Source organism: Muriicola sp. Z0-33, assembly GCF_026126425.1.
Taxonomy (GTDB): Bacteria; Bacteroidota; Bacteroidia; order Flavobacteriales; family Flavobacteriaceae; genus JAFMPW01.
The window spans coordinates 32,480-54,065 of the sequence record NZ_JAFMPW010000003.1; the positions used below are offsets into that span (position 1 = coordinate 32,480).

Consider the following 21,586-nt stretch of genomic DNA (forward strand, 5'->3'; position numbering starts at 1 on the left):
ATAAATACAGTCTGATATATTTAAATGGAATTCCTAATCATTATCAGACTTAATAACTTGATGGCTATAACTTCTTTAATACATTTTTACCGGTCATAGCCATAGAAGTCAGTACCCCGGAAAACAAAGCACCTCCTACCCCGGCGGTCGCAACATCCTGCCCGGTGAGATAAAAGTTTTTGATTTTTGTTCGGGGCTTTAAGAAAGACTGTCTAAATCTGGAAGGGGTATGATCCAGGCCATAAATTTCACCTTTTTCGTAGTTGACGAAGTGTTGGGTGGTAATAGGAGTGGAAAGTTCATAATATGTAACTTTCCCGTTCAACTGAGGTTGTTGTTTGTATAGTACCTTTAGCAGTCGCTGTGCTAATTCCTCTTTTATGGTATCATATTCTTCTCCTCGCTTCTTCCAGGAGGTATCTGACCACTTCTCAAAAACTTCATAAGGAATGATAGTAATTATATCTATGGTGCTCTTACCGGGATAACGATTAGACCAATCCGGATCTTTGGCGGAAGGAAAAGACAGGTACACCAACGGAAAAGGCTGGCTCAAATCGTCCAAATAGTTTTGTACACAACTATCGTGATCTCCCTTTTCCGGATACACCCAATAATTGGTTTTGGGTAACTGCAGCTCCTGGGGTGTTCCTTCCAGTCCAATATATAAGCTCAAATGGGCGGCCGAAGGTCTTACTTTTTGCAAATGGGCCGCCAATCCGTGTTTATTAACAATTTCAGGAGGTAATAATTTGTTGTAGGTAGTTATAATGCCGGCATTGCTAACTACTTTGTCCGATCTGAATATGCTGCCGTCTTTCATACGGACACCTTTAGCGGTATTTTTTTCTATATATACCTCATCTACTTCTGCACTAATCAATATAGTTCCTCCGGAGGCTTCAATAACCTTATCAATTGTTTTAACTATCTGGGAAGAACCGCCAATGGGAAAACTGCCCCCATCAAAATAATGCCTTACCAAAGAGGCATGCATATAAAAACTGCTCTGTTTTGGAGGTAATCCATAATCCCCATACTGCCCTGTGAGCACTTTTATTAAAGCTTCGTTATCTGTTAATGAGCGAAGTACTTCATATGTAGTTTTATCGGAGTATTGGTAAAAACCCTTTTTCATAAACCTTCCGAACAAGGCATTCAAAAAGGGAGGCAAGGCCTTACTCATGTAGAAATTCTTGCTAGATCTGACCGTCTTAAACACCAGGTTAACATATGCTTCAATGGTCTCTTCCTCCTGAGGGAAGTAGGAAATTAACTGTTTCTTGAAATTTTTGACCCCTTTTACAAAATCATACTGCTTTTCGCCAATGATTATACGATCATATACCTCGCCCATATCTGCCCATTTCAATTCACCATCCGTCACATATTCAAAAAGTTTTCTGAGCAGGCTATTTTCTCGCTGCATCTCGCCAATATAATGGATGCCCACATCCCATTCGTAGCCTTTTCTTTTAAAAATATGGGTAAAACCGCCGGCTGTATAATGCCTTTCAAGGACCAGTACTTTCTGGCCTTGTTTTGAAAGTATGGCAGCAGTTGCCAGTCCGCCCATTCCCGACCCTATGATAATGGTGTCATAAGTTTCCTGTAATTGCGGCTTTTTCTTGTAAGATTGGATCATTTGCTTATCATTGTTAACGAAAGAGGATTAAAATTTATAGCCAGAAACGCCACTGAAACTATTTTTGGTACCCCTATTTAGGAGTTGACAGGAACAAAAAATGAGTTTATCTGATGGTACACTCTTTTTGCAACCACATTTTGACCAAGTTAAGTGTTCATTTAATTGTTTGAAAAAAAATGGAAAAAATATTTGAAGAAATTAGAACGGAAAGAAATAAACAAGACCAAAAGTGGGGCCAGCAAAATCATCCTATTTTAAATCCTGATCTAAAATCGGCGAGTGCTCAATGTTCCTGGCATGCCCTGCCTGAGGAAGATTATGCCAGGACCTTGGTTGACAGGGGCGTAAAAGAAGGGACATTGACTTTTATGAATATCCTTGTGGAAGAAATCTCAGAAGCCGCTTCCTGCCGAGATGCTGTTGAACTGCGAAAAGAATTAATACAGAGCACTGCGGTACTTGTTGCTATGATAGAATCATTGGAAAGGAATGGGAGATAACCCATAGAGATATCCTGTTGATTCATCTAATTCCAAAATCCAAGTTGTCCGCCGCATTCCTAATAGGCCTTACTTCCTACCGCAGTTTATCTTTAAAGAATTCTATTGTTCTTTTCCATGCGAGTTCTGCATCTTCCCTATCGTACCTAGGTGTTGTATCGTTGTGAAACCCATGATTTGCATCTTCATACATATAAGCTGTATACTCCTTACCATGCTCCTTTAATGCTGCTTCATAGGCAGGCCAACCGGCATTAACCCTCTTATCCAGGCTGCCAAAATGTAAAAGTAAAGGGGCCTTTATCTTTTCAATATCTTCTTTAGGTTGTCCGCCATAGAAAGGCACTGCCGCCCCAAGATCGGGAACTTTTACCGCCATCATATTCGAGATCCATCCTCCGAAACAAAACCCAACTACCCCTACATTTCCGTTACAGTCCGGATGATCTCGCAAATATTCAAATGCAGCGATAAAGTCTTCGAGCATCTCGTTCCGGTCTCGTTTACGCTGTAGTTCTCTCCCTTCATCATCATTGCCCGGATAGCCGCCTAAGGGTGTCAGCGCATCGGGGGCAAGAGAAATAAAACCGGCAAGCGCCGCTCGTCTTCCAACATCTTCTATATGAGGATTTAATCCCCTGTTCTCATGAACAACAACAATACCGGGCCGTTTTCCACTGGCATCAGCTGGTTTTGAAAGCAAGCCTTTAATAGAACCACCACCTTTGGGTGAATGGTATTGGATATAGTCAGATTTTAACCGCTCATCATCCTGGCTGATCTGAATTTTCTTAACATAATCCGGTGATATAAAACTCAATAGAGATGGAACCGTAAGCCCGCCTACGGCATAGGCAGACAATTTATCCAGAAACAACCTCCTGCTTACCCTGTCGTGAGCATAATCGTCATAGAGGTCAAATACCTCTTGTTTAATATCTTCTTTGGTTATTTTCTTCATGACAGTAGATTTATTTTATTACATTATTCATAAAATCCTCCTTAAACGCCCTGCCTATTGGCAGGGTAAATTTGTTGGCCAGATACACCTGATTGCCAACTATCTTGACTATTTTCTCTGTATTAATTATATACGATTTATGAATTCTAACGAACTTTTTGGGGTTCAGATATTCCACCCAAAAACGAAGCGGCTCCTGTGAAAGGTGCTTGCTGTCTGTGAGGAACAATTCGGTATAGTCCGAGTTCGACTGTATAAACCGGATATCGTTAATATTGATTTTAATGTGTTCGTACCCTGATTTAATAAAGAATATTTCCGGATCAGATGAATTTTCGACCTTTCCGGGAGTACCAACAAAATTAGACCCTTTGTCTGGTATCCTGGAAACCGCCTGCACAAATCGTTCAAAAGAAAAAGGTTTTAAAAGATAGTCGATTACATTATACTCATAACTTTCCAGGGCATAATCGGAAAATGCTGTAGTAAGAATTACATGGGGCTTGGGCGTAAGTGTTTTTAAGAAATCTATCCCTGAAATTTTTGGAAGGTGTATATCCAGAAAAATCAGGTCTATATTATTTTTTTTAAGGTAATTCATAGCCTCAAGAGCATCGGCAAATGTACCGTTTAACTCCATATTCCCCATATCCTCAATATACTTTTTAAGTACCCTTTGAGCGGGAGGTTGGTCCTCTATGATGATACAGCGAATCATTCCTGTTTCTTTTTTAATTGCATTCTCAATACAACGGTATAAAGTCCTTCCCCTTCGTTAATAAGCAGTTCATGTGCATTTGGATACAGTATCTGCAAACGTTTTCTAACGTTCTGAAGCCCTATGCCTTTGTCCAGGCTCTCCGTATTGCCTAAAGACAGGAAAGAATTTTTACATTCAAATTCCAATAGTCCGTCATCACTGACATTAATGTCAATATCGATAATTATATCACTCGATTGGCTCGCGGTGCTATGCTTGAAGGCATTTTCTATGAAAACCGTCAGAATTAAAGGAGCAATGCTATAATCTAAATTAATGCCTTGCGCCCGGAAGTTTACCTTGCCTCTTTCTTCTATTTGCAGTTCACTGAGTTTGGCAAAATTCTTAAGGTGTTCAATTTCCTTTGCTAATGCCACAAAATCTTCTTTGCAATCGTACAACATATAGCGCAACAGGGAGGACAGTTCAAGAATAATAGAAGGAGTCTTAGGTGATTGCGCTAGAGCATAGGAATACAGATTATTGAGGTTGTTAAATAAAAAGTGTGGGTTAATTTGTGATTTAAGAAATTGCAACTCGCTTTGCTGAGCATAAGAGCGTAGTTCTTCTACTTCGCGCTGCTTGGTAGAGGCATCCCAGGCAAACTTAAAACCAGCCAGAATCATTATGACTGGCATGACATCGAGCAGACTATAAATTACACCGGGGAAATATTTACCCCTGGAATCGGGATAATAAATACGTTCCAGTACAAACTCCTCAACCACAATTATAATTGTGACAATTACTGCTACTGACAAAAAGAAACGCAAATACTCTTTCTTATAAAAAAAAGTGGGTAATAATATGTAATTTATAATAAATGCCCCGATGGCGTAATTGATAAACGCTACAATTTTATATTGCTGTATCTGAGGTTCGTTCCTATCGAAGGAAAAGAAGAGAAACAGGACAATGTGCAAGAGAACCTGGAAGACAATCTCCTTGGTTTTACTACCAGAAAAGGTAAAACTTTGATCCATATTCCAAATTTACACTTTTAGGGATTGCGGTAATCTCAAAAAGCTGTAATCGACAGATTTGGCAGGGTAAACACCAGAAAATTAGCATGATGCGCCTGCCTTATCGCAATGGCGTTAATCAACTGTTTAATTTTGCTTTACAATATTCCAGACATCGGGAAACTTCTTTAATGGCGTCTGATCCTTCCGGAATTTTGTATTCCAGTTCTATGGTAGCAGGAAAAGCATATTTATTCTTACTCATCAAGTTAAGAATAGCGGCAATGGGGGTATCCCCTTTACCCCAAATTAAATTCTCCTTACCATTGGCGGGAGTCTGACGATCTTTAATGTGAATGCTAGCAATGCGCTTAGAATGTTTTTTCAAGAGTTCAAGGGGCAAGTCGTTCCCTGCCGCCGTGTAGTGCCCCATATCAGCATTTAGCATGTTCATTGGGGATTGTTGCAAGGCAGTATCCCAAAATGTTGGTGTTTGTTGTTCATGACCATGATAAGCAACCCCAATTTGATGTTTCTCAGCCATTTTACCCAATTTAAGGGTGTGGGCGTCGTCACTTGGATGTTCAAGGGTTACATGGCTGGCGCCTAGTAACTTTGCCGCCTTAAAACCATAATCTATTTCCGCATCCGTATTATTTTTACCAAAGGCACTAGGTTTAAAAGCATATATACTAACCCCGGCATCATTGTACATTTTTCTAAATTTTTCAAATTTTTCAAATGGGGCCTTAAGGCGCCATTTGGCCACTTCTGCATTATATGCCTTTCTTTGGGCTTGTAGTTCGGTGAACTCTTTTAATTCATCCTCAGAAAGTTCCCCATTTCTCTGTTTTCTCATAAGTCCGTAAAATGCCCGCCGGTCTATACCACTTTGGGGCATCCCTGCAAAACTCTCCGCTGGGCCTCCCATTAGTTCTATGGCATTTATACCGCTATCCAGAATATACTTTAAGGTAGCCTCGGCACTTTGATCTGGCATACTTCTATAAGAGTATGTAATCACCCCCAGCTGTACCCCATTAATCCTTGAATCTGGCTTTCTTAAATTTCTAATTATAGCCGGAGCCCCTATTAAACTATTCCCTGGCAATAACAATCCTGCGCTGAATAGGGCACTGTTGCCAATAAACTTTCGACGTGATGTATGTTTATTTGTTTTCATAATTTAAACGATTATTTATGCCAAATGGATGGAGGATATTAATTAAGTGATTCTTTATCTTCTTTAAAGTTAATCGAATTTACCCTCATTAGCATCTGGCCTGTCCTGGCTTCCGGGTTCCTGAACACAAAATAAAGATTACCTGGCTGATTTAATTCTGAAACATTTATAATATAATCCTTTTTAAACAATTCCCGTACCGCTCCGAAACCTGGTCTTGGACCTTTTCTACCTCCTTTTTCCCATATGGCCCTTAACTTTTGAACCTCAGCACGAAAATCAATATCGGCCGGCACTACTTTTTCGGTTGTGTCTACCAGCGGGCCATCCGGAGCATCAAGATGCAATTCAATGACACCTCCTGAATCGCTTGTCCTTGGGGAAGCTTCTGCATCAATTACTATTTCACCTATATCTGTCAGGTCGATATTTTCATAGGTAATCCAGCCCCCATCCTCCGTAATATTAAATGAACGTCTCGGAGTAATCAGCAACTTAACTCCTTCTGCCTCATCGTAATTTTCCGGATTCAAAACCGGATTACGCAAGGCTACTATTTTTTCAGATGAAAGCGCTTTTACTCCAGAAGCTCCTTTATCTGTATAGGCAACCCTTAAAAGGTATCCTCCTTTACCATTCTCTTTTTCCGGAACCCTGGTAATATAATTGCCGATTAATGGGATTGGGCTTTCTTCAATCTCAGGATCATTTAAGCTCATGATATAATCAACGATTAACTTAGCCTGGTCCATGGTAATATCGGGATGTGCACTCATGGCATGTTCTCCCCAAACACCCACACTGCCGTTGATAATACGACTTGCAATACTATCCTGAGCTTTCATGTCCAGATCATACTTATCAGCCACTTCAATATAGCTTGGCCCGATAGACGCAACATCAACTCTATGACAGGAAAGGCAGTCGCTATTGTCTATTAAAGATTTCCCCCTGTTAAAACTCACCCATTCCTCCGTGCTTCTATGATTCTGAGCTATTTCAATGGGATCAAAACCCTCAGGGGCATAATCAAAATTAATCGCTATTTCCTCTGGTCTAATTTCCCCAGTAGTCAAACTACCGTCTTCCAAATCATCGACTTTTACAACATAATTTATTTCATTGTCGGGGAAAAAGAAGGTCTTGTTCCCTGATGTGATCTGTATATCAACCTTTGGTGGGGCGTTACCCGCGGTAATTTTAAATTGTTTTTCGCGCTTATTTCCGTAGTCATCATTTACTTCTAATTTCACCACGTAATCTCCTGTCTGGGTTAAGTTAATTGAAGGGTTAGGGCCGTTCAGTGTTTTTGAAAATCCATTTTCAGAAACTACGGACCACTCATAGTTCAATTCATCATTATCATAATCTAAAGTCCCCTCGGAAGACAGTTGTATATCAAGTGGAACAGGACCGGCTGTCTTATCGCTACTGGCAATAACTATTGGGGGCCTGTTTCCACCATTATACCTAATCCGCTTTATCTGTGCATTTTCATTGCCTCTGAACCAGGCCGAACCATATTCGAGCACATATAGGTCCCCATCCGGACTAAATTGCATATCAATTGCGCTTGAAAAATTTTCTTTGGGTAAAAATGGTTCCATGGAGACATAATCCCCTTTTTCATCTATAGTGACAGAAATTATCCATCCCCGCATAAATTCTGTGATCAACCATTTCCCCTCAAAATAGCCTGGAAATCGCTGGTCGGACTCCGGAAAATCATCCATCCTGAAAACAGGGCCGCCGGTAGCGCTCCTGCCTGCACTGCCGAGCAATGGAAATTCTTTAGAATATCCATAAGGATACCATAAAAAGGCTTTCTCCGGTATTGGCAATTGCTTAATTCCAGTGTTGTTAGGAGAAGTATTTACGGGACTATTGACATCAAAATAGCCACTAATTGAATCCGTTTCATAATCATAATCGGCATAAGGTTTATTGTCCGCAATAAAGTAAGGCCAGCCAAAAAAACCGGGGGCCTTTGCCTGATTAAATTCATCAAAACCCATAGGCCCCTGATCTAAATCTTCTGATGCATCAGGACCCACTTCTCCCCAATAAATGTATCCGGTCTGACTATCTATTGATATTCTCCAGGGATTTCGATGTCCCATAGTGTAAATTTCAGGACGTGTTTTTGGGGTGCCATCAGGAAAGAGGTTCCCCGCTGGAATAGTATAACTACCGTCATCCTCAGGGTGTATACGTAGAATCTTGCCCCTTAGATCGTTGGAATTTCCCGCTGTACGCTGGTCATCCGAATATTCTTTGCCTGGTCTTTCATCCAGGTTGGAAGTCCCTTGTGGCGGATTCACAGTATTATTCCCCACAGTTAGAAAGAGATTCCCTTCTTTATCGAAAACCATGCCCCCCCCAGTATGACAGCATTCTTCACGCTGCACAGGATACTCCAAAACTATCTTTTTGGAACCTTCAATCAACTCTCCATCCTTATATTCCCATCTTGCCAGCACATGCTTAGGAGCAACCGGATCTGCATATAGCATAAATACCCAATGATTCTTTAAATATTCGGGATGTGCGACAATTCCCATTAAACCTTCTTCTGCATTCCTGGATCTGCCTTCCTTATTGGTATACATAATATTCACCGGAATGTTTGCAACCGTTTTTAACACCCTTGTAAGCACATTAAACGATTTTACCCCCCCTTTCCGTTCCACAAAGAGCATTTCTTGTTCATTCAAAAATGTAAAGGCCATGGGTTCATCCAAATCTCCCGCAGCGGTCATTACCTCCACTGTAAACCTATTTTCTTCCGGGGCGAGGAAAGCTGCGGTATCCATTTTCTTGCAGTTAATAAATAAGAACAAAGTGCTAACAAAACAAGCTATTTTAAAAATAGCTCTAGGGTAAAGGTTGAGCATAGAAGTATACATTTTAATTATGTTTCGGTTTTTGTCTTTATAAAATAGCCCCGTGGCAGTATTTTATGCATCTTCCAAAAATACTTTTTTAATATCAAGTTCATTCTCAAAACCCGCAATCGACAATTTTAAAAGGGTAAACGTCAATTTATAGTCCCGATGTTGTTCAGGGCAAAACCTTGGTCGTTTGCAGGAAAAAATTTGTGATACCAATATGAAAGGTGAAATTTTGAAGAGTCAATCATAATTAAAAAATCATGAAGCAGGTATTTATATATTTAATTCTAACCGTTGGACTACTCACCCATGGTGGAGCAATTTATTCCCAGGCAGGAACCATTACTATAAAAGGTAAGGTTATAGAGCAGGGATCAGAACAGCCCATAGAATTTGCCACTGTACTTATCGCAGACAATACATCCAAAAAACCAATTTCCGGTACCACTACTCTGGAGGACGGTAGTTTTGAATTAAAGACAGATGCTTCAGATTTCTATATCGAAGTGAGTTTTATTGGCTTTCAACCAAGGAATTTCGGTCAGCCAGTGAGTAGGGGAAATACCATAGATCTTGGAATAGTAGTTCTTTCGGAAGACACGCAACAATTAGAGGAAGTGATTGTCCAGGGTGAAATTTCCCGTACCGAATTTAAATTAGACAAGCGGGTCTTTAATGTGGGAAAGGATCTTAGCAGTACCGGGGCAAGTGCTTTGGAAGTACTTAACAATGTGCCGTCTGTTAATGTGAATATAGAAGGAGATATTAGTTTAAGAGGCAGCCAGGGTGTACAGATACTCATAAATGGCAAGCCCTCTGTAATAGCCAGTGAACAGGGCAACACTCTGGGCACCATTACTGCAGATATGATAGACCGGGTAGAGGTGATTACCAACCCATCCGCCAAGTACGATGCCGAGGGCACCTCGGGAATAATCAACATCATTATTAAAAAAGAAGAAAAGAAAGGCCTCAATGGCTCCATATCGGTGAACACAGGTGCACCCGATAATCATAGTGTGGGTGTAAGCCTTAATAAGAGAACCGAAAAGTTTAATCTTTTTAGCCAGATTGGTGGTGGATTCAGAGAACTACCCAATGATCTTGAATCGCGCAATATTGATCTGGTAAATAATACAACCATTCTCAGTAGTGGTACGGAATACCGAAATGAGAATTTCTATAATTTCGTTTTAGGTTCAGATTATTACATCAGTCCAAAAGATGTCCTCACGCTTTCCGGGAATTTTGCACTAGAATTGGAGGATCAGCCATCAACCACCACTTTTGCGGCCATAGACGAAAACGGAAACACAACATCTCAATGGGAGCGTACGGAGGTTACCGAGGCCAATAATCCGAAATTTCAATACGAACTACAATACAAGAAAGACTTTGAGAACGGGGAAGATCACGCATTACTTTTTAGTGCACTTGGAAACTTCTTTGGGAAAGACCAGTCCTCCGAATTTGAGGACAGGACCATTAGCGGAGAAGAAAATGACGCTACTCAGACAACACGGACCGATTTTAAGGAATCCGTATTTACTTTTAAGCTGGATTATACCAGACCATTTTCCAAAAAATGGACATTAGAATCGGGGGCTCAATATGTTTTAAACGACGTGAGTAATGATTATGAAGTCAATAATTTGGTAGGTGGTATTTTCGTGAACGATCCCGGACTTACAAATATCTTTGAATTTAACCAGAAAGTACTGGGGTTATATAGTACTACGGCTTATGAGGGTAAGAAATGGGGAATTAAGGCGGGGGTCAGGCTAGAGCAAACAGATCTAAGTACGTTACTATCCAATACCAATCAGGAAAACAACCAGAATTATACCAATCTGTTTCCAAGTGTACATACCTCTTATAAGATTACAGAGAAAGTATCTCTGCAAGCGGGCTACTCCAAAAGAATATACAGACCCAGGCTTTGGGACCTGAATCCGTTCTTCAATATCCGGAACAATTTTAGTATTAGGCAGGGTAACCCGGAACTATTGCCAGAATACACAGATTCTTATGAGGTCACCAGCATCTTTATCCTGGGCAAGGCAGCGTTAAATTTTGGCTTGTACCACCGGTATACCGAAGATGTTATTGAACGTGTTTCCACTTTTGAGAATAATGTAAATACAGTAAGGCCGGAGAATATAGGCACCAACAATGCGACGGGAATAGAATTCAATGCCAAGTACAGCCCTGCTAATTGGCTGACTTTCAATGGTGATTTCAACTATAGTACGTTTACCCGCGATGGATCCTTTAACGACCAGGTTTTTGATTTTAGCGGCAACCAATGGTCCTCTAAATTAATGACTAAGGTAAAACTACCCGCAGATATAGATTTGGAAACCACTGGAAATTACAGATCAGGATTCCAGACGGTACAATCCGAGATTAGCGATCAGCTTTTCCTGGATATTGGCCTACGCAAAAAAATAATGAAAGGTAAAGCCGTACTTAGTTTAAGTGTTCGCGATTTATTTGCTTCCCGCGTCAGGGAGAGTGAGATCAACCAGCAAGATTTTTATGTGTATAACCGCCGTCAAAGGGGAACATTTGCCGCTTTGGGCTTTAGCTATGGTTTTGGTAAAGGAGAAGCCATGGAATTTTCCGGACAAAGGCGCAGGTTCTGATATTAAAATCTGAAAAAATCGAAATAATTTATTCATCAAAAATATAAACCCCTGTCATTTAACAGTTCCTAAAGCATCCATTAGTTACAGTTATCAAAATATATATAACAATTAATATCAATTAAATTAACACACTATGAAAAAAGCAATTTTTGTTTTATTATTTATGTCCTGTGCTACGCTTGTAGCGCAAGATACCTGGAAAGCAGATGGTGCACATTCCAAAGTGGGCTTTGCCATTACCCACCTTATGATCTCAGAAGTAGAAGGCCAATTTGGCGACTTTGAAATTACCGCTACTGCCGATGAAGCATTTAGTCAGCCTAACTTTATGGTAACTATTAAAACGGCGAGCATTGATACAGATAATGAAAGGAGGGATAACCATTTAAAAAGTGACGACTTTTTTGCTGCGGAAACACACCCTGAAATAATTTTTAAAACCATGGGGTATGAAAAAACAGGTGAAAAGACATTTAACTTAACCGGTGATTTAACCATGCACGGCGTTACCAAGGAAGTAACCCTAAACGGCAGGCTCAATGGAATTATAACAGACCAGCGCAGTCAAAAGCTTAAGGCCGGTTTAAAACTTACAGGAACAGTTAACCGAAAAGATTTTGGGATTGGGTCCAAACCGTTCCCTCTAGGCGATGAAGTGGATATGACAATTCACCTGGAAATGGCACAACAGTAAATTAAATTACCATACAGGCGATGACAGTTAAACCATGGCCTTATTATGGATGGCTCACTTTTTAAACAACAGTATGAAAAATTGGAATAATTTTTATGGTATCCTGATCTTAATATTCGGAATACTGGCACCATCCATGATGCAGTCGCAGGAAGGTACTACATCACTAACTTATAATCTAATTATTGAAGGGTTCGATTGGGGGCCTGCTGTGAACAAGGTGGTTCTTGATGCAGACACACTGATAACGGAAGCCAGAGCTGGTGATTATTCCGTGATCGCAAACCGAAGTATGACAGGAGTTGAATTCAGCAGTAAAGAGGCTTCCGGTAAACGAGATGTTATTTATGCATATGTCTCCGACGAAAATGGAATTAGGAAGGACCAAGGTAAATACGTAACCCTTATCTTATATGTAGGTCCTGATGAAGTATTGGGATCCCCAATTAAATATGTGCGTACAAACAATCGTGGGAGTAATCAATGGATAGACTACAAACTAACCATTACCAATACTGCTAACAATACTAGCTGGAATGAGGAAAGAAAACGTATTAAACCTGGTATAGATATTTTTGATTTAAGTGGCAGATTTACATACAATAAGGACCTAACGCTGTCTTATGCGAGCTACACACCAGAAACCAACAAGGAAAAGTCACCGTTGATCATTTGGTTGCATGGTGGTGGTGAAGGTGGAACAGATCCTAGCATACCGTTAATTGCAAACCTTGCCGCCAACTATGCCTCGGCAAATATCCAAAAGTATTTTAACGGGGCTTATATTTTAGCACCACAAAGCCCAACATTCTGGATGCAAAGTGAAAGTGGAGCATATACTAGAGGAAACAATAATGATATCTATAATGAAGCATTGAAATCCCTGATAGATGAATACGTGGATACTAACCCGGGAATTGACACCAACAGAATTTATGTAGGTGGATGTTCAAATGGCGGCTATATGGCCCTTAAACTTATCCTCTTGTACCCTGATTATTTTGCAGCAGGATATATCAGTGCTTTGGCGTATCAATCCCAGTACATTTCGGAACAACAAATACAATTAATCAAAGATGTCCCGATATGGTTTGTTCACAGTGCCGATGATAGAACCACAGTGCCTGAAGAAACTGTACTGCCATTATATGAAAGGCTTCTTAGTGCCGGGGCAAATGATGTTCATTTATCTTATTATGACCATGTAACAGACATAAGCGGATTTTACGGTGGGGACGGATATCATTACAATGGGCATTGGTCATGGATATATTCTCATGCCAACCATGCAGAATTTGATTTTGATGGTGAGCCAGTTAAAATCCAGGGGCGACCGGTGAGTATTATGGAGTGGATGGCGGCTCAAAAGAGATGACATTCCGGTGAATTGGGAGTAAATTGGTGCTTTTACTAACTTTACACCAATTGGCCAAATAGGCGTCTTAATAATCCACGATATTGACTGTAGGGACATCTGAGGAAACTTCTGAATCAGCTTTAAAGAAAGCGGTAGTTTTTATGCTTCTCAGTACACTGTCTTTTGCACTGATGAATGCCTTTGTCAAATACCTGGATAATATTCCCACCTTCCAATTGGTTTTTTTCAGGTCGCTGGGTTCTTTTGTATTAGCAACTTCTTTTATACTGACACATAAAATCCGAATTCTTGGAAATAACCGCAAATTATTGGTATTGAGATCCTTTTTAGGGCTTTCTTCCATGAGCCTTTTCTTTATGTCTATAAATTATCTGCCTATTGGTACAGCAGTATCGCTGCGCTATCTGGCTCCCATATTTGCTGCGCTCTTTGCAGCCGTTCTGCTTAAAGAAAAATTAAGGACTGTTCAATGGCTGCTCTTTATGATAGCCTTTACAGGAGTACTTATTCTAAGGGGATTCGACAAAAATGTAAATCCGACAGGCTTTGTTCTGGTCCTAGTAGCGTCTATACTAAGCGGGATGGTTTTTGTCATTATAAGAAGAATTGGCAATGGAGACCATCCTTTGGTTATTGTCAACTATTTTATGTTTGCCGGAACGGTAGTAGGTGGACTAATATCTATTTTTACATGGCAGCAACCCATAGGGTATCAATGGTTATTTTTAGGCTGCCTGGGGCTTTTCGGGTATTTTGGCCAATTGTATATGACCAAAGCCTTTCAAATAGCAAAAACCAATCTGGTAGCTCCATTAAAATATATAGAAGTAGTATTTACGATTACCGTAGGTATGTTTTGGTTTGGTGAAATCTATACATTCTGGAGTTATCTGGGGTTATTCCTGATAATTGTGGCCCTGGTACTCAACTCTTTTGTCAGGAGTAAATAATTGATAAATGGTGGTTGAGCAAACAAATACAGCAGATAAGGTGGCTTCCAATTAAACTGATTTTTATCATAGGGAAACATCAAGGTCCGGATTAACTTGGCTTCCAACCCCGTGGGGTCAGAGAAAAACTGTAATTTAATACTTCTTAAAACCCGTATTTTGTTAATAGCCATATTACTTCTAATATATTTTATTATAGCGGTTTCTATTGTAATCAGTGTGCTGATTAACGGGGTAAAGCCATCAAAAAGCCTCGCCTGGCTGCTCGCTATATTTACGGTTCCTGTAGGAGGTATTTTATTGTATCTCATTCTGGGTAGAAATAGAAGAAAGAACAAAGTAATTCAACTACAAAACGCAAAAAGTTTAGTCCCACCGCTGACTCCGGCAGATCTTTCCTACCCCATTAACGGACAATTCAGGAATTTGATGACGCTCGTCTATGAAAATTCAAAGCTATTGCCTACACGCCGTAATAAACTGCAGCTTCTCAAGGATGGTAAATCCACATTTGAAGCCATATTTGAGGCCCTTGAAAGTGCGGAAAAACAGATACACCTCCTCTATTATATATTTGAAGAAGGTGAACTTGCAGACCGACTCTTATCTCTTTTTGAGCAGAAAATTAAACAGGGAGTCCAAGTAAGAATGATCTATGATGGCATTGGAAGTTTTTCGCTCAGCAAGAAATACATAAAAAAATTAATATCCATGGGTGTTGAAGTATACCCATTTCTGCCTTTTAAATTTGGACGGTTTCTTTCCTCACTGAATTATCGTAATCACAGAAAAATTATAGTGGTCGATGGTAAAATTGCTTTTACAGGAGGTATAAACATATCTGACAAATACTTAAAAGGAGATCCGGAATTGGGCAATTGGCACGATATGCACCTAAGATTAGAAGGACCTGCTACGTGCCATCTCAACTATATCTTTGCGATGGATTGGAATCTGGTAAGCCAGATTGCTTTACCCCCTCTAATTCCTTCTTATAATTTAGTTGATGAAGCAGACGAAACAATTACGCAGATTGTATCCGGCGGGCCCGACGATGATTTCCCTGCCCTGGAACAGGTCTATTTTAGTATAATCAACAGGGCCAGAGATTATCTGTATATCACTAATCCTTATATTATTCCGGGCCATGCCCTTATGCAAGCGTTACAAACTGCAGCACTCAGCGGCGTAGATGTACGACTTATGGTTTCTGAAAATGCAGATAATACTATCGTAAGTTGGTGTGTCCGCTCTTATTTTGAACCGCTCCTGAAAACAGGGGTGAAAATTTATCTCTTTCCAGACGGTTTTTTACACAGCAAAATTTTGGTTAGTGATGATAACATTGCCACAATTGGAACTGCTAACCTGGACGATCGTAGTTTTGAACAGAATTATGAGGTCAATGCAATTATCTACGACCAGCATTTTGCTACACTATTAAAAAAGGATTTTTTAGAGGACAGCCGCATTAGCAGAGTACTCGACTATGAAACGCATGTCCAAAGATCATGGGGCGAGAGATTAAAAGAAGGTTTTGGGAAGGTTTTTAGCCCTGTTTTATAAACTTACTGTTTTATAGCCAATTTCATTTTTACAGGAATCATGCAGTTCCCACTCATCTAAATTCTGGATAGTAATCCTGGCTATATTTTCCAGAGCTTCCTCTGTTACAAAGGCCTGGTGAGGAGTAAGCAAAACATTCTTATAAGATAAAAGCAATTTCAGCTGTTCATCACTAATACCGTCTACAGAATGATCCCTGAAAAAGAGGTCGTTTTCCTTTTCATAAACATCTGCTCCGTAGGCACCAATTGTCCTGTCTTTTAAGGCCTGTAACAGGGCTTTATGATCTACAATAGCACCTCTGGCAGTGTTGATCAGGATTACATTTTTTTTCATCCAACCCAGGCGCTTCTTATTTATTAGCGAATGATTCTGGTATGATAATGGAATATGCAGGCTTATAAAATCTGATTTTCTGCAGACCTTTTCCAGGCTGGTGTAGGTTAAATTGCAAAATTCTACCAGATCATTATCGGGTTCAATATCATTGGCAAGAATCTTACAACCAAACCCATTCATGATCTTGGCCATAACCGATCCTATATTACCAGTTCCTATAATACCCACCGTTTTACCATGGAGATTAACCGCCATAAGATTATCTAAAAGAAAATTGTAATTGTGTACCTGCTGGTCTGCTAAAATTAAATTACGGTTCAGTGCCAAAAGTAGTGTTGCGGCTTGTTCTGCAATAGCATGTGGTGAATAATTAGGAGCATTTGCCACTTTTAATCCCAACTGATATGCCGGTTTAATATGAATATTATTAAACCCTGTGGCACGAACAGCAATATACCTCACACCAAAATCCCATAATTTTTTTAAAACAATATTGTTGGCATCATCACCAGAAAAAATAGAAACGGCATTATACCCTACAGCTTGCATTGCTGTTTCGGTATTTAGGGCATCCTGAGTGAAGTCTATTTTGTGTTTATTATCATTAGCTTTATTCAGAAAAGGAATCTCAAAATCTTTGGCACTATAGACCAGTAATTTCATTTTTTACAGTTTTATGAAAAATTAAATCCTGTTCTTCCATAGCTAACACTACAAGTTTTACATAGTCTGAAGTTGATTTCTTAAAATCCCTGGGGTCTGTTATATCTATAGCGCCTTTCCAAATAATCTGGCGTTCTTTGCCCACACATATGCAGTACAATGCTGTTTCTGCATGAAATACAGTATAAGTATCGTAGAGTTCATCTTCCCTGTAAATCCCCTGATTTTGAAGATAGTCGTCTCTGAACATATCATAATACCCTTCTATTTCGGATAATTTAGTCTTCAGTGTTTGTTTGTTCTCAGATCCTAAAATCTTGGTAAAAAGGATGGCGTCAAAATCCTTTGCCAACAATTGATCCTCCACCTCACTGAGCTCCTCTTCGGATCTTTCGGCAGAAGTAAACTTTACATCAAAGAGGTCTATACTGCGTACGGCTTCAATACCACGCTTGTCGAATTCTCTTTTCAATTTGTTTTCAAAATCAGTTCTTACCTCTTCATTTTGTGTCATCCCTACAATAAGTACTTTGTAGGCGTCGAACAATACGATATCCGGATTTTTCCAATTGCTGACCAATTGCGTTGTTGAACAAGCAGTGAGAAGCAAGAGGGCAAGTATGATTAACTTTCTCATGATGATAGTTTATGTTTTTGTAGTTCTTAACTTATAGTCCGGATTACCAAGTGATAACTTTTTGTTTGCTTTGAGTATTGCACTTAGCCTTTCAAATCCTTTCTCCTTTATTGTCCTGTATTCTAACAAGTAATCGTTCACCTTGGCAAATAGCTCCTTATGAGTAATTCTATAGGCTTTCTCCATCTCTAACTGGTCTACATCGTCTATCATGATCTCTAACTGGTTCATATGTTTCTGAACCATTTTAAATAGCGCCAACAGACTTCTGTTGTTTTCTGAAAGTGCCAATTTAAAATCTCTTACCTGGCCAAAGGCCTCCTTATCAATTGCTTTAACTGCGAAAGACTGGATTAGGTTATTAAGGAAGAGTTGCTCGTCCTTTATAAAAGTCAACTCTGAGAACCAATCCTTAGAATGTTCGTGCATTTCAGCTGCATCGAACCATTCTATATATTTATACTTTTCCATCAGAATTAATTTAAATGTTACCTTAAAAAAACGGCAAATGAGGTAGTCCCATTTGCCGTTTACCAAAGTTATGCAACCTCAATATGCCGCTTTGGTTTTTCCACGGATTCTTCCTTTTTAAGAAGGTTCAACGTAAGTATCCCATTCTTATAAGTAGCTTTAACCTTTTTATCACTATCCACTGTTGCAGGGATTTGTACTGCCCTTTTAAATGAATTGTAATTAAATTCTTTTCGCGTAAAATCTTCTTCTTCTTTTACTTCTTCCTTACTTTTCTTTGCCGATACCTCAAGAACGTCATTGTCCAGAGTAATTTCAAAATCATCTTTGTCGAAACCTGGCACAGATAATTCAATTTCAAAATCATCTTTATGCTCTTTAACGTTCATGGCAGGCAATGACTTTTCAAGATTAAAAAAATCATCATTGATGAATACGTCCCTATTAAAAAAGTCGACCATATTCTCATTCCAAGGAAATTTATTCCTATTAAATTTAATTAGTGACATAGTTAAAATGTTTTAAGTTCATATTATTTCTCGATATTAAAATTAGGGGCTTAGATGCTCTTTCACAATGACATAAATCAGTTTTGCTACTGTACTTACCAGATTAAGTTCCAGGTTTCCTTTGCTTTAATATTCCCCCGGCATAGTTGAAGATTTCGGATTTTAAGTCGCGAAAGTTGAGTAAACAATCTGTAACTAGTGTGTTGAGTGCCTCGTGCTTATTGTAATATTCTTTATCGTTAATATCGTCCGAAGTCTCTAGCATCCCTCCCAGGTCGGTTTCGTGTTTTTCAATACGTTGTTGCAAACCAACTTCTTCAGTGCTCACCTTTTTAAGTTGATCCTGATAATTTTGCAACCGTTCAAAAAGGTTAGGAGTATTTGGCTCAAACACATAGGAATGTAAAAGTTGATTTATAAAAGTAAGCTCATCCCGCAAAAAACAAAGATTGGACTTCCATTGATTGGACTGAGAATGCAACTCTTCAACTTTTTTGGCCTTAAAATTTTGGGTCTCTGTATTTTTCATGATTCAACTCTTAGAATTAAAGCAATAGTTACGGCAATGTCTGTAAGCCCTGGCGGGCGGATCACTTATAAAGGTACTATCGACAGATTCCATATAAAATGATATATATCATCGCTGGTAGTATAGCGTACTAATGTTTCTATGTTGCACAAAGGGTCTCTACTTCCTTTAGTATCCTTTTTTTCCTTGCTTCAGACACCCCCAGATGATCCAGAAAGAAGGAGTCTTTGAGTAATTGCCGGCACAAAACAATATTTCTGCTAAGAAGGAATTGCTTTTCTCGATTGCTTAAAATTGTTGAAACGGTGATTGGATAAAGGCCCAACCGATCTATCCTTTCCCTTAAACTATGCTTTTCAGGGAAATCCCAGCTTAAGAGGTAAAGGCCAGCACATTTCCCATATTTAATGGCATCCCGTGTAAATCTTGTATTAGTTACCACCCACCCATTTCCAATATCAAAATTTTTGTGTTTCGGGTGCCCGGCAATATCCCTAAGGCGCGAGTTTATATATAGTGGCACTTTAACATTACATTTCTTCCCCTTATCGCTATGAAATTTACATTCGATGAGTAATTTTCGTGCACCTTTGTTAGCGATCACATCTATTTCATGATCCACACAGCTGCCCTCTACCACAACATTAGTGGAAGCACTATGTCCCGAATAAATCAGAATTGCCGCTATAAATTTTTCGAAAGGGAAGCCCGTTGGCCCTAATTCATAGATGGCTTTTTTTAATTTGTACTTAGATGCATAAACAGAAGTATCTTTCTTTAATAAGGCAAAAGCTCTGTTGTAAATTTCCCTGGTGGTAATCCCATCGTATAATTCATCGGAAACCTGTTTAACAATATGATCTATTAAGCGCTTATCAGCACCACTTCTCCTCAGAGATTCCTGTAGTTTTTCTAAGGAAAAAGGCGCTCTGATACCCGTAGATTTAATAATTTCAAATTCTTTGGTCATAGATGTAACCGTACTTTTAAACAATAGCTAAATAGTCCCTATCAGCTGAAGAATTCACGTACCCAGGCAACTATCTGATTATCAGACATACTATTGGCCTTCTCCACTTTGACAATTCTGGGCGCAAATTCATGATGGTGCTCTGCAATTTCCTTTTCCAGTTGTTGTCCTGTCTGACCAGGGCCAAAAATGACCACCGCATGGGCATCTCTGATCTTTTCAACGATCTCCGTAAAATATTTCTTCAATTGATGCTTTTCTCTTTCCAGATACCTGCTGTCTTGCACTACCTGTTGCGGGCCCCATCTGGTTTTAGATCTGGATCCTCCTCTTACATTAAAGAACTCCAGCTCTGAGTCTAAAGTTTCCATAGTGGCTTCCTCCCCTATTATGGTAACTATGTATGCTGTTTTCTTGTCTAACCAAATTCCTATTTTTTTCATTTTTTTTATTTTAAGATTGATCTTTTAGTACTAGAATGGGTATGTTACTGTAGTAGCCTAATTCCTTAACCAGGGGATTAGATAATATACTATTAAAAAATCTGTGTTTTCTATTCTGGAATGCCACCATATCGCTACCCCTGCTTTCGATAAAAACCTGAACTCCATGACTGACATTGACATTCTTAAGGGTATGAAAACTAAATTGGATACCTTCTAACATTTCTTCCAATAGCGCCTTATTGTTCTGCTGTCCCCGATTTAATTTTGATTCCTTTTCTATATGCAATACACGAATAGCCGATCCGTGGAGTTTGGCAATATCTATCATATAGTTCAGTTCCTTCCTTCTGAATGCTGTCTTATAATCTGTAGGGAATATAATTTCTGAAGGAGTTTTAAAACTCATTTCACCAGGAATTGCAATTACCGGGCATTGGGTTATTTTTTCCATCACACCAACTGCATTTGTTCCAAACACCGAATTAGAATCGTCTGTTATTCCTTTGGTACCCATTACAATAATATCAATGTCTTTTGCTTTCAGTACCTCTTCAATTGACAGTAAAAGATTATTAAAGGAACAAATGGTTTCGAAAGAATGCTTTGGATTCTTTGGAAGGCCTTCTATAGCTGCCATTACGTTGGCCATCCCTTCCCTGGATTTGAGTTTAGCCGCTTCATAACGGCGTTCTCCGGCTTCTGCTACCATCAGGCTGTCTAAAGAATATCCGGAGGCATGAAAAGCATTTAGCAGGTAAAATTTGCTCCGAACATCTTTGTAAAGGTTTATTGCATACTTGATTGCATTTACTGATCCTTTGGAATAATCTGTCGGAAGTAATACTCTATTTTCCATATCAGGGCATTAAAGATGTGTATAT

20 protein-coding genes are annotated in these 21,586 nt (G+C 39.3%); 6 read left to right on the top strand and 14 right to left on the bottom strand.

Translation table 11 applies throughout. The annotated features are described in order from the left end of the window. Window positions 1-64: 64 nt before the first annotated feature. Window positions 65-1,645 carry a phytoene desaturase family protein gene (locus tag J1G40_RS05820; RefSeq protein ID WP_265241668.1) on the bottom strand — a complete coding sequence of 527 codons (1,581 nt, stop codon included), beginning with the start codon at window positions 1,643-1,645 and terminating at the stop codon, window positions 65-67. 179 nt (window positions 1,646-1,824) lie between these two features. Between J1G40_RS05820 and J1G40_RS05825 the strand changes: the two genes are divergently transcribed. Next, window positions 1,825-2,148: a hypothetical protein gene (locus tag J1G40_RS05825; protein WP_265241669.1), complete on the top strand. Its 324-nt coding sequence runs from the start codon at window positions 1,825-1,827 to the stop codon at window positions 2,146-2,148. Between the two features lie 76 nt (window positions 2,149-2,224). Here J1G40_RS05825 and J1G40_RS05830 read toward each other — a convergent pair whose 3' ends face one another. The 5 genes from J1G40_RS05830 to J1G40_RS05850 form a co-directional block, all read right to left on the bottom strand. Next, window positions 2,225-3,109: a dienelactone hydrolase family protein gene (locus J1G40_RS05830; RefSeq protein ID WP_265241670.1), complete on the bottom strand. Its 885-nt coding sequence runs from the start codon at window positions 3,107-3,109 to the stop codon at window positions 2,225-2,227. 10 nt (window positions 3,110-3,119) lie between these two features. Beyond that, complete coding sequence (locus J1G40_RS05835) at window positions 3,120-3,827, bottom strand: LytR/AlgR family response regulator transcription factor (RefSeq protein WP_265241671.1); 708 nt, start codon at window positions 3,825-3,827, stop codon at window positions 3,120-3,122. Then, the gene (locus J1G40_RS05840) at window positions 3,824-4,852 is read right to left on the bottom strand and encodes a sensor histidine kinase (protein ID WP_265241672.1); all 1,029 of its coding nucleotides are present in this window, start codon (window positions 4,850-4,852) and stop codon (window positions 3,824-3,826) included. The genes J1G40_RS05835 and J1G40_RS05840 overlap by 4 nt, the downstream gene beginning before the upstream one ends. Before the next feature lie 118 nt (window positions 4,853-4,970). Next, window positions 4,971-6,014, bottom strand: a complete 1,044-nt coding sequence (locus tag J1G40_RS05845; RefSeq protein WP_265241673.1) for a sugar phosphate isomerase/epimerase family protein — start codon at window positions 6,012-6,014, stop codon at window positions 4,971-4,973. 38 nt (window positions 6,015-6,052) lie between these two features. Beyond that, window positions 6,053-8,827, bottom strand: coding sequence for a PQQ-dependent sugar dehydrogenase (locus J1G40_RS05850; RefSeq protein ID WP_265241674.1), 2,775 nt, complete (start codon window positions 8,825-8,827; stop codon window positions 6,053-6,055). Between the two features lie 338 nt (window positions 8,828-9,165). Here J1G40_RS05850 and J1G40_RS05855 point away from each other — a divergent pair, with 338 nt between their 5' ends. The 5 genes from J1G40_RS05855 (at window position 9,166) to cls (ending at window position 16,141) form a co-directional block, all read left to right on the top strand. After that, window positions 9,166-11,550 carry an outer membrane beta-barrel family protein gene (locus J1G40_RS05855; protein ID WP_265241675.1) on the top strand — a complete coding sequence of 795 codons (2,385 nt, stop codon included), beginning with the start codon at window positions 9,166-9,168 and terminating at the stop codon, window positions 11,548-11,550. 136 nt (window positions 11,551-11,686) lie between these two features. After that, complete coding sequence (locus tag J1G40_RS05860) at window positions 11,687-12,247, top strand: YceI family protein (protein ID WP_265241676.1); 561 nt, start codon at window positions 11,687-11,689, stop codon at window positions 12,245-12,247. A 73-nt stretch (window positions 12,248-12,320) separates the two neighbouring features. After that, window positions 12,321-13,622, top strand: a complete 1,302-nt coding sequence (locus J1G40_RS05865; protein ID WP_265241677.1) for an alpha/beta hydrolase-fold protein — start codon at window positions 12,321-12,323, stop codon at window positions 13,620-13,622. A gap of 83 nt (window positions 13,623-13,705) precedes the next feature. Beyond that, window positions 13,706-14,575, top strand: coding sequence for a DMT family transporter (locus tag J1G40_RS05870; RefSeq protein ID WP_265241678.1), 870 nt, complete (start codon window positions 13,706-13,708; stop codon window positions 14,573-14,575). A gap of 159 nt (window positions 14,576-14,734) precedes the next feature. Next, window positions 14,735-16,141 (top strand): cardiolipin synthase, encoded by a 1,407-nt coding sequence (gene cls, locus J1G40_RS05875; protein WP_265241679.1) that lies wholly within the window; start codon window positions 14,735-14,737, stop codon window positions 16,139-16,141. Here the strand turns inward: cls and J1G40_RS05880 are convergent. From J1G40_RS05880 to J1G40_RS05915, 8 genes are all read right to left on the bottom strand, one after another. Then, complete coding sequence (locus J1G40_RS05880) at window positions 16,136-17,143, bottom strand: 2-hydroxyacid dehydrogenase (RefSeq protein WP_265241680.1); 1,008 nt, start codon at window positions 17,141-17,143, stop codon at window positions 16,136-16,138. The two genes, cls and J1G40_RS05880, sit on opposite strands and share 6 nt — an antisense overlap. Next, entirely contained in the window at window positions 17,124-17,780 is a 657-nt protein-coding gene (locus J1G40_RS05885; RefSeq protein WP_265241681.1) for a hypothetical protein, read from the bottom strand. Before J1G40_RS05885 ends, J1G40_RS05880 begins: the two co-directional genes overlap by 20 nt. Before the next feature lie 9 nt (window positions 17,781-17,789). Then, entirely contained in the window at window positions 17,790-18,251 is a 462-nt protein-coding gene (locus tag J1G40_RS05890; RefSeq protein ID WP_265241682.1) for a hypothetical protein, read from the bottom strand. Window positions 18,252-18,319: 68 nt separating this feature from the next. Next, complete coding sequence (locus J1G40_RS05895) at window positions 18,320-18,760, bottom strand: Hsp20/alpha crystallin family protein (RefSeq protein ID WP_265241683.1); 441 nt, start codon at window positions 18,758-18,760, stop codon at window positions 18,320-18,322. Between the two features lie 103 nt (window positions 18,761-18,863). Continuing rightward, window positions 18,864-19,289 carry a hypothetical protein gene (locus J1G40_RS05900; RefSeq protein ID WP_265241684.1) on the bottom strand — a complete coding sequence of 142 codons (426 nt, stop codon included), beginning with the start codon at window positions 19,287-19,289 and terminating at the stop codon, window positions 18,864-18,866. 139 nt (window positions 19,290-19,428) lie between these two features. Beyond that, window positions 19,429-20,259 (bottom strand): restriction endonuclease, encoded by an 831-nt coding sequence (locus J1G40_RS05905; protein ID WP_265241685.1) that lies wholly within the window; start codon window positions 20,257-20,259, stop codon window positions 19,429-19,431. A gap of 41 nt (window positions 20,260-20,300) precedes the next feature. Continuing rightward, window positions 20,301-20,702, bottom strand: coding sequence for a hypothetical protein (locus J1G40_RS05910; protein ID WP_265241686.1), 402 nt, complete (start codon window positions 20,700-20,702; stop codon window positions 20,301-20,303). 10 nt (window positions 20,703-20,712) lie between these two features. Next, a complete protein-coding gene (locus tag J1G40_RS05915) occupies window positions 20,713-21,561 on the bottom strand; it encodes a universal stress protein (protein WP_265241687.1) in 849 nt (282 codons plus the stop codon). Window positions 21,562-21,586 lie beyond the last annotated feature (25 nt).